This is a genomic window from Amycolatopsis sp. NPDC088138 (assembly GCF_044741685.1).
Classification (GTDB): Bacteria; Actinomycetota; Actinomycetes; order Mycobacteriales; family Pseudonocardiaceae; genus Amycolatopsis.
In genome coordinates, this window is record NZ_JBIUTB010000003.1 from 826,226 (window position 1) to 838,316 (window position 12,091).

Annotated in this window: 13 protein-coding genes; 5 read left to right on the top strand and 8 right to left on the bottom strand. The window is 70.3% G+C overall.

Annotated elements, in window-relative coordinates; genetic code table 11:
- Positions 1–7 precede the first annotated feature (7 nt).
- Positions 8–871: a helix-turn-helix transcriptional regulator gene (locus ACIOD2_RS19025; RefSeq protein WP_323329226.1), complete on the bottom strand. Its 864-nt coding sequence runs from the start codon at positions 869–871 to the stop codon at positions 8–10.
- Positions 872–1,107: 236 nt separating this feature from the next.
- Between ACIOD2_RS19025 and ACIOD2_RS19030 the strand changes: the two genes are divergently transcribed.
- Together ACIOD2_RS19030 and gndA are read left to right on the top strand one after the other, a co-directional pair.
- Positions 1,108–2,028 (top strand): MBL fold metallo-hydrolase, encoded by a 921-nt coding sequence (locus tag ACIOD2_RS19030; protein WP_400539503.1) that lies wholly within the window; start codon positions 1,108–1,110, stop codon positions 2,026–2,028.
- A gap of 85 nt (positions 2,029–2,113) precedes the next feature.
- The gene (gene gndA / locus ACIOD2_RS19035) at positions 2,114–3,553 is read left to right on the top strand and encodes an NADP-dependent phosphogluconate dehydrogenase (RefSeq protein WP_400539506.1); all 1,440 of its coding nucleotides are present in this window, start codon (positions 2,114–2,116) and stop codon (positions 3,551–3,553) included.
- Between the two features lie 156 nt (positions 3,554–3,709).
- Here gndA and ACIOD2_RS19040 read toward each other — a convergent pair whose 3' ends face one another.
- From ACIOD2_RS19040 to ACIOD2_RS19060, 5 genes are all read right to left on the bottom strand, one after another.
- On the bottom strand, positions 3,710–4,447 hold the full coding sequence (locus ACIOD2_RS19040) for a Clp protease N-terminal domain-containing protein (protein WP_400539508.1): 738 nt from the start codon (positions 4,445–4,447) through the stop codon (positions 3,710–3,712).
- Between the two features lie 52 nt (positions 4,448–4,499).
- Entirely contained in the window at positions 4,500–5,714 is a 1,215-nt protein-coding gene (locus ACIOD2_RS19045; RefSeq protein ID WP_400540405.1) for an NAD(P)/FAD-dependent oxidoreductase, read from the bottom strand.
- 58 nt (positions 5,715–5,772) lie between these two features.
- Positions 5,773–6,558 (bottom strand): IclR family transcriptional regulator, encoded by a 786-nt coding sequence (locus ACIOD2_RS19050; protein ID WP_400539511.1) that lies wholly within the window; start codon positions 6,556–6,558, stop codon positions 5,773–5,775.
- 118 nt (positions 6,559–6,676) lie between these two features.
- The gene (locus ACIOD2_RS19055) at positions 6,677–6,994 is read right to left on the bottom strand and encodes an NIPSNAP family protein (protein ID WP_400539514.1); all 318 of its coding nucleotides are present in this window, start codon (positions 6,992–6,994) and stop codon (positions 6,677–6,679) included.
- Positions 6,994–8,133, bottom strand: coding sequence for a 5-methyltetrahydropteroyltriglutamate--homocysteine S-methyltransferase (locus tag ACIOD2_RS19060; protein ID WP_400539516.1), 1,140 nt, complete (start codon positions 8,131–8,133; stop codon positions 6,994–6,996). Before ACIOD2_RS19060 ends, ACIOD2_RS19055 begins: the two co-directional genes overlap by 1 nt.
- Before the next feature lie 120 nt (positions 8,134–8,253).
- On the opposite strand from ACIOD2_RS19060, the gene ACIOD2_RS19065 reads away from it, so the two are divergent.
- Positions 8,254–9,585 (top strand): nucleobase:cation symporter-2 family protein, encoded by a 1,332-nt coding sequence (locus ACIOD2_RS19065; RefSeq protein WP_400539518.1) that lies wholly within the window; start codon positions 8,254–8,256, stop codon positions 9,583–9,585.
- Here ACIOD2_RS19065 and ACIOD2_RS19070 read toward each other — a convergent pair.
- Entirely contained in the window at positions 9,572–10,111 is a 540-nt protein-coding gene (locus ACIOD2_RS19070; RefSeq protein WP_400539521.1) for a TetR/AcrR family transcriptional regulator, read from the bottom strand. The two genes, ACIOD2_RS19065 and ACIOD2_RS19070, sit on opposite strands and share 14 nt — an antisense overlap.
- An 88-nt stretch (positions 10,112–10,199) precedes the next feature.
- On the opposite strand from ACIOD2_RS19070, the gene ACIOD2_RS19075 reads away from it, so the two are divergent.
- Positions 10,200–10,652, top strand: coding sequence for a pyridoxamine 5'-phosphate oxidase family protein (locus tag ACIOD2_RS19075; protein ID WP_400539524.1), 453 nt, complete (start codon positions 10,200–10,202; stop codon positions 10,650–10,652).
- Here ACIOD2_RS19075 and ACIOD2_RS19080 read toward each other — a convergent pair whose 3' ends face one another.
- Positions 10,653–11,174: a hypothetical protein gene (locus ACIOD2_RS19080; RefSeq protein ID WP_400539526.1), complete on the bottom strand. Its 522-nt coding sequence runs from the start codon at positions 11,172–11,174 to the stop codon at positions 10,653–10,655.
- A gap of 130 nt (positions 11,175–11,304) precedes the next feature.
- Here ACIOD2_RS19080 and ACIOD2_RS19085 point away from each other — a divergent pair, with 130 nt between their 5' ends.
- Positions 11,305–12,057: a rhomboid-like protein gene (locus ACIOD2_RS19085; RefSeq protein ID WP_400539529.1), complete on the top strand. Its 753-nt coding sequence runs from the start codon at positions 11,305–11,307 to the stop codon at positions 12,055–12,057.
- Positions 12,058–12,091 lie beyond the last annotated feature (34 nt).

The following is a 12,091-nucleotide window of genomic DNA, read 5'->3' on the forward strand; positions in this document are numbered from 1 at the left end:
GTTCGCCCTATTGGATCTGCTGCATCTGGGCGCGGTAACCCTCCGCGAGCTCCTTGAGGAACTGCCGGGTTTCCTGACGCTCCAGCGCGGCCCCGCGCAGCCTGTCCCAGGAGTCGACGAAGATGTTGAAGTCCTTGACGTCGTCGAGGTACAGCCCGCCCGCGGAGTGCTCGATGTAGACGAAGTCCCGGGTGCGGTCCGGGAAGCGCATGATCGTGAAGTCGTTGGGCACCGCGGCCAGCCGCGCGCCGAAGGGCAGCACGTGGACGTAGACCCGCGCGTGCCGCTCGAGCGAGAGCAGGTGCTCGACCTGGTCCAGCATCACCGCGGGCGCGGACCCGCCGGGCGCCCGGCGCAGGGCGCCTTCGCTGATGATGAACCGGTAGTACGGCGGCTGCTGCTGCTCGAACACGGCCTTGCGGTCGAGCCGGTTGCGCACCAGCGACGTCACGTCCGTGGCGCCGAACTCGGTGAACTGCTTGAGCATATAGTGCTCGGACTGCAGCGGGCCCGGGATGCGCTCGCCGTGCCAGGTGAGGATCTCCGCGGCGGCCGGCTCCAGGTCCGTGAAGGTGCGGAACCAGTGCGGCACCACCGAGCGGTAGCCGGACCAGTGGCCGCGCTGCCCGGCGGCCGCGCGCGCCAGGTTCATCAGCGTGTCGGCCTCTTCGCCGTTGATCCCGAACGCGTTCAGCATCGATCGCACATCCCCGAGCTTGACCCCGACGGCACCGGACTCGATCTTGTTGACCTTGCCCTGGGTGCAGCCGAGGACCTCGGCGACCTGTTGCTGTGTCATCCGCGCCGCGGTGCGGGCGTGCCGGAGCTCGTTTCCGAGCTGCTTCCGGCGCGAGGTGACGGTGCTGGCCATCGCCCTGCTCTCCCGGACCACTACCAAGCGACGGCGGCCTCCCGGTCGCCGTCGCGCGCGAACTATCGAACCCACCCAGGCTAGTGCTTGACCTTGCGGAACTCGATGATGACATCGCGCAGCGTTCCAGGAAATGTCGCGGAATGCCAGTCACCTTGGTCTTCACTCGCCTGGACCAGCGGATTCGTGATGGTTCGGCCAACCGGCGGGCACCGGTCCGGGGCATAGTGGTGCGCGTGACCGATCGCTCCCCCTCCGCCGCCGCCGTCACCCGGCTGGCCGACCAGGTCCACGGGTACGTCCAGCCGGACGGCTCGTGGTACATCAACAACTGCGGTTTCGTCGACGCCGGTGATCACACCGTGCTCGTCGACACCTGCTCGACCGAGCGGCGGACGCGGGCCCTGCTCGCCGCCGTCGAGGGCGCCACGGGCCGGCCGGTGACGACGCTGGTGAACACCCACCACCACGGCGACCACACCAACGGCAACTACCTGGTCGAGGGCGCCACGATCATCGGGCACCGCAAGACCCGCGAGCTGATGGTCGCCGAGGGCATCCAGACGTTCGAGGGCATCTTCACCGGCAGCGACTGGGGCGAGCTGCGGTCGCGCCCGCCCGAGGTCGTCTTCGACGACCGCCTGACCGTGCACGCGGGCGACGTCACGATCGAGCTGATCCACCCCGGCCACGCGGCCCACACGACCAACGACGTGCTCGTCTGGCTGCCCGAGCAGCGGGTGCTCTACGCCGGTGACCTGGTGTTCAACGGCGGCAGCCCGTTCGCGCTGATGGGCTCGGTGGCCGGCTGGCGGAAGGCGCTCGACGTCGTCCGCGAGCTGGAGCCGTCGGTCATCCTGCCCGGTCACGGCCCGGCGTGCGGCCTGGACGTCGTCGACCGGGTGGACGCCTACCTGGCCTTCGTCCAGAAGGCGGCCGAACGCGGGAAGGCGGCCGGGCTGGCCCCGCTGGAGCTGGCCAAGGACACCGACCTCGGCGACTTCGCGGACCTGACCGAGCAGGAGCGGCTGCCGGGGAACCTGCACCGGGCGTACGCCGAGCTGGACGGCGCCGAATGGGGTGCGCAGATCGACCTGCTCGCGGCCGTGACGGACATGGTCGCCTTCAACGGCGAGCCGATCCGCTGCTTCTCCTGAACTGAGTGGCCCCCGTCGCCGTGACCTCCCTTGAGGCGTCGATCGGACTAGTGTCTGAATCGAGAGAGTCTTCGGAAGGATGCGGATGAGCAAGAAGGCGAGCATCGGGGTCACCGGCCTGGCGGTCATGGGCCGCAACCTGGCCCGGAACCTGGCGCGGCACGGGCACACGGTGGCCCTGCACAACCGGTCCGAGGAGCGGACCCGCACGCTGGTGGACCAGTTCGGCGACGAGGGCGACTTCATCCCGGCGTACTCCGCGCAGGAGTTCGTCGACGCGCTCGAGCGGCCCCGGCAGGTCGTGATCATGGTCAAGGCGGGTGCCCCGACGGACGCCGTCATCGAAGAGTTCGCGCCGCTGCTGGAAGACGGCGACGTGATCATCGACGCCGGCAACGCGCACTTCGCCGACACCCGCCGCCGGGAGAAGGCCCTGCGCGAGCGCGGGCTGCACTTCGTCGGCAGCGGCGTCTCCGGCGGCGAGGAAGGCGCGCTGCACGGGCCGAGCATCATGCCCGGCGGCTCGAAGGAGTCCTACGAGTCCCTCGGCCCGCTGTTCGAGGACATCTCGGCCAAGGTCGACGGCGAGCCGTGCTGCACGCACATCGGTGCCGACGGCGCCGGCCACTTCGTGAAGATGGTGCACAACGGCATCGAGTACGCCGACATGCAGCTGATCGCGGAGTCGTTCGACCTGCTGCGCGGCGCGGGTGGCTACTCCCCCGCCGAGATCGCCGACGTGTTCCGGACCTGGAACACCGGGCGGCTCGACTCCTACCTGATCGAGATCACCGCCGAGGTGCTGGCGCACGTCGACAAGGCGTCCGGCAAGCCGTTCGTCGACGTCGTCGCGGACGCCGCCGAGCAGAAGGGCACCGGCCGCTGGACCGTGCAGATCGGCCTCGACCTGGGTGTCCCGATCTCGGGCATCGCCGAAGCCGTCTTCGCGCGTTCGCTGTCCGGCTCGACGTCGCTGCGCTCGGCCGCCCGCGGCCTGGGCGGCCCGACGCGGTCGCCGCTGACCGGCTCGTCGCTGGAGCGCTTCGCCGACGACGTCGAGCAGGCGCTGTACGCGTCGAAGGTCGTCGCGTACGCGCAGGGCTTCAACCAGATCCAGGCCGGCGCGACCGAGTACGGCTGGGACATCGACCTCGGCAAGGTCGCCTCGATCTGGCGCGGCGGCTGCATCATCCGCGCGAAGTTCCTCAACGACATCACCGCGGCCTACGCCGACGAGCCGGGCCTGCCGACCCTGCTCACCTCGGGCGGCTTCCGCAAGGCCGTCGAGGACGCGCAGGACTCGTGGCGTTCGGTGATCTCGACGGCGGTCCAGCTGGGCATCCCGACGCCGGGCTTCTCGACGGCGCTGGCGTACTACGACGGCCTGCGCGCCGACCGCCTCCCGGCGGCACTGGTGCAGGGCCAGCGCGACTTCTTCGGAGCGCACACGTACCGCCGCGTCGACCGCGACGGCTCGTTCCACACGGCCTGGGCCGAGGACTCCCGCCCGGAAGCCTCCGCCTGAGCCCAAAGCCGTGAATGGCCCATTGAGGGACTTAGAGTCCCTCAATGGGCCATTCACGGACTTTCGGGGTGCCTGAGCGGGAAGACCCCCTGGTCCATCCCGTTCAGAGCAGCGTCACCCAGGCCAGCGCGAGTAGGGCGGCCAGGCAGAAGAGCCTCACTGGCCTCGTGCGGCGAGGATCTCCGTCAGGACCGCGACGATCTTCTCCTCGGCCTTGTCCTTCCTGATCCCCAGGCCGTCGAGCACCTCGAAGCCGACGCCTTCACGCTGCTCCAGCAGCGCCAGCAGGATGTGCTCGGTCCCGATGTAGTTGTGCCCGAGCCGCAGGCCTTCGCGCAGGGTCAGCTCCAAGGCCTTCTTGGCCTCGGCGCTGAACGGCATCGGGTTGGGCACCTCGCCGGCCCGCTCGGGCAGCCGCGCTTCGGCGGCCTCCTGGACGGTCTCCAGCGTGACGCCCTGAGCGAGGATCGCGCCCGCCGCGAGGGCCGCGGGTTCGGTGAGCAGGCCCAGCACGAGGTGCACGGTGTCGATGGTCGGACTCGCGTTGTCGATCGCCGCCTTCTGCGCGGCGACGATCACGTGCCGCGCGCGGTCGGTGTAGCGGCCGTAGACGCGCTCGATCGCGCCGGAGACGTCACCGCCCGGGTCCACCTTCGGCACGAACCGCTTCTGCGCGGCCTGCTTGGTGACGCCCATGCTCTTGCCGATCTCGGTCCAGGACGCGCCGGAGCGGCGGGCCTGGTCGACGAAGTGGCCGATGAGGTGGTCGGCGACGTCGCCGAGGTGCTCGCCCATGTAGACGGCGTCGGAGAGCTGGGCGAGGACGTCCTGGTCGTTGTTGCTCTTGATCGCGCTGATGAGGTCGTCGAGCTTGATGGGGTTGGGTACGGTCATGCCGTCAACTGTAGGTTGACGATCTCGGTGCGTCAACCACGAGTTGACGATCTCAGGCGGCGCGTGCCTTCATGTGCGCCTTCAGGTCGAACCCGCTCGCTTCGAGGTCCGCGTACCGCGGGTGCGGGTCGGCCGTGAACAGGCGCCGGGCGGCGATGTGGTCGGCCGGGCGGTTCACCGACTCGACCGCGATGAGGACGTCGTCGCGGAACGACAGCACCGAGAACTTCCCCGCCTCGCGGTCGCCCGCGACGACCGTCCGGTCCGCGTCGGCCAGGATCCCGGCGATCTGCAGCTTCGCGCCCGACTGGTCGGTCCAGAACCACGGCAGGCTCGCGTACGGCTCTTCGGTGCCCGTCAGCGCCGCAGCGACGCACCGGGCCTGGTCGACGGCGTTCTGCACCGACTCCAGCCGGGTCGCCGCGCCCGCCTGCACACACGGGAAGTTCGCGCAGTCGCCGATGGCGAAGATCCGCGGGTCGGACGTCCGCAGGTGCTCGTCGACGACCACGCCGTTCGCGACGTCGAGACCGGCCGCCTCGGCCAGCGCCGTCTCCGGCACGACGCCGACGGCGATCACAACGAGGTCGGCGGGCAGCCGGGTGCCGTCGGACAGCTCGACCTCGCGCACCCGTGAGTCGCCGTGCAACGCGGAAACGCCCTGGCCGAGCAGCACCGTGTGGCCGGCTTCGCGGTGCAGTTCCGCGAAGTACTCCGAGATCTCGGGCGACGCGACCCGGTTGAGCAGCCGGTCCTGCGCCTCGACGACCGTCACCGGACGGCCGGCGTGCGAGGCGAACTCGAGCCCGATGAAGCCGCCGCCGACCACGACGACGTTCCCGGCCTGCGCCAGGGACGCGCGGAGCTGGTCGGCGTCGCCGAGGGTGCGCAGCGTCAGCACCCCCGGCAGGTCCGCGCCCGGCACCGGCAGCGCCCGGTTGCGCGCGCCGGTGGCCACGACGAGGTGGTCGTAGGCCAGCTCCTGGTCGTCTTCGAGGTGAATGCGGTTGGCGGCCCGGTCGATCGACTTGACGCGCGCGTCGACGAGTTCGATGTCCTTCTCGGCGAAGAAGTCCTCGCCGCGCAGGTGCAGCTGCTCGAGCCCGGCTGTCCCGGCCAGGTAGGCCTTCGACAGCGGCGGCCGCTGGTACGGCACGCCGGGTTCGTCCCCGACCAGCACGACCCGGCCGTCGAAACCCCGGTCGCGCAACGACGCCGCGGCCTGGAACCCGCTCTGCCCGGCTCCGACGACCAGCACCGTGCTCACTCCCTGCTCACCCATGACTTCATCTGAGCACAACCCGCCCGGCGCGTCGAGGAGTGGATCAGTGGGGTTCACCGCTGGTCTTGAGGGCCCGCGGCGCGCCCAGCACCCGCGAGATCCCGCGCGCGGCCGCCCGCACCGCCGGGACCAGCGTCCGCGGGTCGGTGCCCTCCGCCGGGACGACGACCGAGATCGCCGCCGCGACTTCGTCGTCCGAGCCGTAGACCGGGGCCGCCACCGAGAGGGCGATCAGCTCGATCTGGCCGTCGCTGATCGCGTAGCCGTTGCGCCGGACGTCCGCCAGGACGCGCCGCAGCTCGCCTTCCGAGCTGATCGTCTTGGGCGTGAACACCTTCAGCGGGCCCTCGACGACCTCCGCCTGGACGTCGGCCGGGGCGTGCGCGAGCAGCACCTGGCCGACACCGGTGGCGTGGGCGGGCAACCGGCCGCCGACCCGGGTCAGGACGTTGACCGCACCACGCCCGGAGATGCGCTCGACGTAGACGACCTCCGGCCCGTCGAGCACCGCGAGCTGCACGTTCTGGTGCGTGGCCTCGTAAAGGTCCTCGAGGAACGGCATCGCGCTCTCGCGGAGCTCGGCCCCGTGCGGCGCGAGCGAAGCGACCTCCCACAGCCAAAGCCCGACGCGGTACGCGCCCGCCTCGTCGCGGACGAGCGCACCACGCCGGGTCAGTTCGCCGGCGAGCCGGTGCGTGGTCGACAGCGGCAGATCGACGCGCCGGCTCAGCTCGGACAACGTCAGCCGAGGCCGCTCGGCGGAAAACGCGCCGAGCAGATCGAGGACGCGGTCGACGACCGACGGCGGCCGCTGCGCGCTGTGTCGCATGGGATCAGTCTTCGCATCGGCGGGAAGCGCCGCAACCCGCGGGCAGAGCCATCGCAGCTCACGCGAGTCGGGCCTAGATGGGAGCCGCCCCGGGGCCACACCCGGGGCGGCACGCTCGTCAGAGGTCGTCGTCCGGCAGGAACGGCCGCATGAACGTCCGCCGGTACCGGATCACGCAGCCGCTTTCCTCGCGGATCTTGTCGGCCTCGATGAAGTCCGGGTCGACGCCGAACAGCGTCCGGTACTGCTCGTACGCGGCGAAGCTCTCGAAGCTGAACAACGCCCGAGCCTCGTCGCTCGCCCCCTCCGACGGCAGGAAGTAGCCGTGGTGGACGCCGCCTTCCCGGTGCACCAAGCGCATCCACGCGGCGGCGAACCGTTCGAAGTCGGGCAGTTTCGCGGGATCGATGACGTAGTCGACGACGCAGGTGATCATCAGTGGCCGCCCCAGACGCGGTCGGCCGTCTTCACGATCAGTTCCAGCTTCCGCAGCTGGTCGTCCACGGTGAGGTCGTTGCCCTCCTCGGTCGAGGAGAACCCGCACTGCCCCGACAGGCAGAGCCGGTCGACGTCGACGTACCGCGACGCCTCCTCGATCCGCCGCACCAGGACGTCCGGGTCCTCCAGCTCCGGCCGCTTGGTCGTGACCAGGCCGAGCACGACCTTCTTGTCCTTGGGCACGAACCGAAGCGGCTCGAAACCGCCGGAGCGTTCGTCGTCGTACTCCAGGAAGAACCCGTCGACGGCCAGCTCGCCGAACACGGCTTCCGCCACGAATTCGTAGCTGCCCTCCGCGGCCCACGACGACCGGAAGTTCCCACGGCACAAGTGGGTCGTCACGGTCAGGTCGTCCGGACGGCCGGCCAGCGCCGCGTTGATCGTCGCGATGTTGCGCAGGTGCTGGGTGTCCGGGTCGCCGCCCATCCGCGCGACGAGCTCGCGCTGCACCGGGTCGTTCAGGTACGCGAGGCTCGTGTCGTCGAGCTGCAGGTAGCGGCAGCCGAGGCCGGCCATCGCGGTGACCTGCGCCTTGTACGCGGCGCTCAGGTCGTCGAAGAACTCTTCCAGCTCCGGGTAGACGGTCTCGCTGACCGCCGCCCGCCCGCCGCGGTAGTAGACCATGCTCGGCGACGGGATGGTCAGCTTCGGCGTCACGCCGGGGTCCACATGGGACTGCAGGAACCGGAAGTGGTCGGCGAAGATCGGCTCCTCGAGCCGCACCTTGCCGTCGACCTGCAGGCCCGGCGGGCTGAACTCGAGATCACCCGCCAGGTTGTGGAACTTGACGTGCAGCCGTTCGTCGCTCTTGGAGACGCCGCCGAGCGCGTAGATGAAGTCCATGTGCCACGAGGCGCGCCGGAACTCGCCGTCGGTGGCCGAGCTCAGCCCGGCCGCCCGCTGCATCTTGATCACGTCACGGATCGCGTCGTCCTCGACCGCGCGGAGCTGCTCCGCGCCGATCTCACCGCTTTCGTGCCGCCGTCGCGCGTCGCGCAGCACCGGGGGCCGCAGGAGGCTCCCGACGTGATCGGCGCGAAACGGCGGGCCCACCTGGGAAATACCGCCCGATGTCATGCACCGATGGTCACACATCACGGCCCGATCCGCCGCACCCCGGAAACACGATCATCACGGCGGCGTCTTGCTACCGTCATCCGCACCGCGTTGGCTGTGCTGCTGAAAAGGGGGCTGTTGATGACGAAACCCGAGGTCCACCCGGTAGACCAGGGCCTGCCCGCCGGCCGGCTGGCGCTGCTCGGCCTGCAGCACATGTCGATCATGTACGCCGGCGCCGTCGCGGTGCCGTTGATCGTCGGCAGCGCGCTCAAGCTCGACCCGGCGACGATCGGCCTGCTCGTGAACGCCGACCTGCTGGTCGCGGGCATCGCCACGCTGATCCAGTCGATCGGCATCGGGAAGCTGCTGGGCATCCGGCTGCCGGTCGTTGCGGGTGCGACGTTCAGCGTCGTCAACCCGATGATCCTCATCGCGTCGCAGTACGGCCTGACCGCGGTCTACGGCGCGATGCTGGCATCCGGCGTTTTCGGGCTGCTCATCGCGAAGCCGTTCGCGAAGCTGATCCGATTCTTCCCGCCGCTGGTCACCGGGACGCTGCTGCTCGTCATCGGCGTCTCGCTGCTCGGCCCCGGCGCGGGCCTGATCGCGGGCAACGACCCGACGGCGCCGGACTACGCGGCCCTGTCGCACATCCTTCTCGCGTTCGGCGTGCTCGCGCTGCTCGTGCTGTTCACGCGCGTGCTGCGCGGGTTCGCCAACCAGATCGGGCCGCTGCTGGCCCTGGCGATCGGGCTGGTGGCCGCGATCCCGCTGGGGCTGGTGCACTGGGACGGGCTGAGCACGGCCGGCTGGTTCGGCCTGGCGTCGCCGTTCCACTTCGGCGCACCGACGTTCCCGGTCGCCGCGGTCCTGTCGATGTGCGTGGTCATGCTGGTGACGTTCACCGAGTCGACCGCCGACATGATCGCCGTCGGCGAGATCACCGGGCGGCCGCCGACGGACTCCGACCTGGCCCGTGGCCTGGCCACCGACGGCTTCTCGGCCGTGCTCGGCGGCGTGATGAACTCCTTCCCGGACACGGCTTTCGCGCAGAACGTCGGGCTGGTGCGGATGACCGGCGTCCGCAGCCGCTGGGTGGTCGCGGTGACCGGCGGCATCCTGGTGCTGATGGGCCTGGTCCCGAAGATCGGCGCGTTCATCGCGGCGATCCCGCAGCCGGTGGTCGGCGGGGTCGCGGTGGTGATGTTCGCGATGGTCGCCGCGGTCGGCGCGCAGAACCTCAAGGGCGTCGAGTTTTCCGGCAACCACAACACCTTCATCGTCGCGGTCGCCCTCGGCGTCGGCCTGCTGCCGGCGTTCGCGCCGGACATCTTCAAGCACTTCCCGGCCTGGCTGCAGACGATCGGCGGCAGCTCGATCACGGTGACGGCGATCCTGGCGTTCGTGCTGAACCTGCTGTTCAACCACCTCGGCCGTCGCGAGGAGCCGGACCTGCTCAAAGGGTCTTGAGCAACCGGTCGACGAGCCGGCTCCCGGCGCCCGGCTCGACCGGGAGCCGGAACAGCACGCGCAGGTAGAGCGGCGCCAGGACGTGGTCGAGCACGTCCTGCACCGCCGGCACGGCCTCGCCGCGCGCCGCGGCCGCGTTGATGGTCCGCTGCAGGTCGTCGCCACGCGCCCGGAGGTATTCGACAGGTTCGCGTTCCGGCGCCATGGTCGCGACGAGCGCGCGCAGCAGGATCTGGCCGTGCCGGTCGCGCATCGCGCGTTCGACGCCGTCCGCCCAGCCGGCCAGGTCACCACGCAGTGAGCCGGTGTCCGGGATCGGGGACGTCTCGCGCAGGCGCGTCACGGCGGCGTCGAGCAGCAGGTTGTCCCGGCTGCCCCAGCGGCGGTAGACGCTGGTCGGGTTGACACCCGCCCGCTCGGCGATCTTCGGGACCGTGGCGTCGATCTCGCCCGCGGCGAGCAGCTCGACGACGGCGTCGTGCACCGCGTCGCGGACGCGCGCGCTGCGGCCACCGGGTCGGGTCATGCGGAGATCCTAAAGCAATGGCGCTTGCTTTAGCGAGCCACGCCTGCGTACCCTTAAGGCAAATCAAATTGCCTTAAGGAGCTGGACCATGGCCCGCAAGATGACCCGCGAAGAGCGTGAGGCGTTCCTGGCCGAGCCGCGTGTCGGCGTGCTGAGCGTCGCCGCCGAACCCGGCCGCGCGCCGCTGACCACGCCGATCTGGTACCGCTACGAGCCGGGCGGGGACGTCATGGTGATGACGTCACCCGGGTCGCGCAAGACCCGGCTGATCGAGGAGGCCGGCCGCTTCGCGCTGTGCGTGCAGGAGCAGGACGGCGTCTACAAGTACGTCTCGGTCGAGGGCCCGGTCGTCAAGACGTGGCCGATGACCAAGGCGGACCGGCACCAGGTCGCGGCCCGCTACCTGCCGCCGGGCGTCAGCGAGGCCTACACCGACGCGACCGACGAGGCCCACGGGAACAACATCGCCATCGTGATGCGGCCGGAGCGCTGGAACACGTCCGACTTCAGCGACCTCGGCCAGCAGCTCGCCGAAGGCTGATCAGCCCAGGCAGATCAGGAGCCAGACGTGGCAGGTCTCGCGCGGCGTCGGCGTGGTGGACGGCGCCTGGTTCGAGGGCGGGGCGAGCGACCCGGTCGTCTGGGGGTTCGAGTTCGGGTCCGTCGTGCCGGTCGGCGTGACCGACGTCGAGGATTCAGTGCTGCTCGGGGTGTCCGACGTGCGGCCCGGCACCTCGGTGACGGTGCCTTCGTGCCCGTCGCCGGGGACGACGACGTCACCACCGGTGCCACCGCCGATCCCGCCGTCGGACGGGGAGTCCGTCGCCTGGCCCGCGCCGCCGAGGCCGGTGGTGCGCTGCGGCATCGGGACGACCTGGATCTGGTCGACCGGGGCGGCGTCCTGGCGCACCTGGCCGCTGCTGAACGCGACCAGCACCGCGGCGGCCCCGCAGCCGATGACGACGGCGAGCATCACCGCGACCACCCGCCAGCGCGACTGCACCGGACGATCGCCCCAGCCCTCGCGCACGAGCAGCTCGGCGACCGATACCTCGTCGTTCACGGCGGTATTTTTACCGCACAAAGCACCCGAACGGGTGAGGTAGGTGCAAAAATTCGTTACGTGCTGTGCAATCTGACAGTCAGTGACTATCCACAGGGGTTTCACAGCTGGCTTTCGTGATACTCCCAGAATGAGCGGCGAAGCTGAGACCATGCTGCTGAAAGCCGAACCGAGGGTCCTCGACCTCACCGGCCCGGCGCGGCGTAATTGGCGGCAGTTCGTCCGGTTCCTCCCGAATCCGAAGACGACCCCGTTCACCTTCGGCTACCTCGTCCTCCTGCTCGGCACCACGCTGCTGCTCCGGTTCGCCGACGAGTCGCTGACCGATCGCCTCCTCAAGCTGTCGAGCACCGACGCCCACAACCTGTGGCGGCGGCCGCTGACCTCGCTGCTGACCAGCGCGCTCTGGCTGGCGGACGAAGGCTGGCTCGTCTACGTCGTGATCTTCGCGATCGCCGTCGCGCCGCTGGAACGCCGGTTCGGCGCCCGCCGTGCGGTGATGGTGTTCTTCTCCGGCCACGTGCTGGCAACGCTCGTCACGGAGCTGCCCGTGATGGGCCTGATCAGCGCGCACGTCCTGCCGAACTCGGCCGGGCACTGGCTCGACATCGGGGTCAGCTACGGCTTCTTCACCACGGCGGGCGCGCTGGTGTTCCTGTGCCGCGGCCGGGCGCGGCTCCTCGCGCTGGCCGCGATGGAGGCGTTCATCGCGGTGATCTACCTCAGTGACGACCCCACAACCCTCGACTCGGTCGTCACGCTGCTCGGCCACGCGGCCGCCGCGCACTTCGGCCTGCTGTTCTGGGGGCCGCGGCTGCGCCGCGCATCCGCAGGCCGGACGCTGATTCCGCCGGGTATGCAGCGGCCGGAGTCGGTGGTGTAATCGACGGGCCACACGCCGATCGCTTGGGGGACGG

Bases quoted from the DNA above. Each gene is read 5' to 3' on its own strand.
- ACIOD2_RS19025 (WP_323329226.1), bottom strand. From the start codon at position 871: ATGGCCAGCACCGTCACCTCGCGCCGGAAGCAGCTCGGAAACGAGCTC.
- gndA (WP_400539506.1), top strand. From the start codon at position 2,114: ATGAGCAAGAAGGCGAGCATCGGGGTCACCGGCCTGGCGGTCATGGGC.
- ACIOD2_RS19040 (WP_400539508.1), bottom strand. From the start codon at position 4,447: ATGACCGTACCCAACCCCATCAAGCTCGACGACCTCATCAGCGCGATC.
- ACIOD2_RS19050 (WP_400539511.1), bottom strand. From the start codon at position 6,558: ATGCGACACAGCGCGCAGCGGCCGCCGTCGGTCGTCGACCGCGTCCTC.
- ACIOD2_RS19055 (WP_400539514.1), bottom strand. From the start codon at position 6,994: ATGATCACCTGCGTCGTCGACTACGTCATCGATCCCGCGAAACTGCCC.
- ACIOD2_RS19060 (WP_400539516.1), bottom strand. From the start codon at position 8,133: ATGACATCGGGCGGTATTTCCCAGGTGGGCCCGCCGTTTCGCGCCGAT.
- ACIOD2_RS19065 (WP_400539518.1), top strand. From the start codon at position 8,254: ATGACGAAACCCGAGGTCCACCCGGTAGACCAGGGCCTGCCCGCCGGC.
- ACIOD2_RS19070 (WP_400539521.1), bottom strand. From the start codon at position 10,111: ATGACCCGACCCGGTGGCCGCAGCGCGCGCGTCCGCGACGCGGTGCAC.
- ACIOD2_RS19075 (WP_400539524.1), top strand. From the start codon at position 10,200: ATGGCCCGCAAGATGACCCGCGAAGAGCGTGAGGCGTTCCTGGCCGAG.
- ACIOD2_RS19085 (WP_400539529.1), top strand. From the start codon at position 11,305: ATGAGCGGCGAAGCTGAGACCATGCTGCTGAAAGCCGAACCGAGGGTC.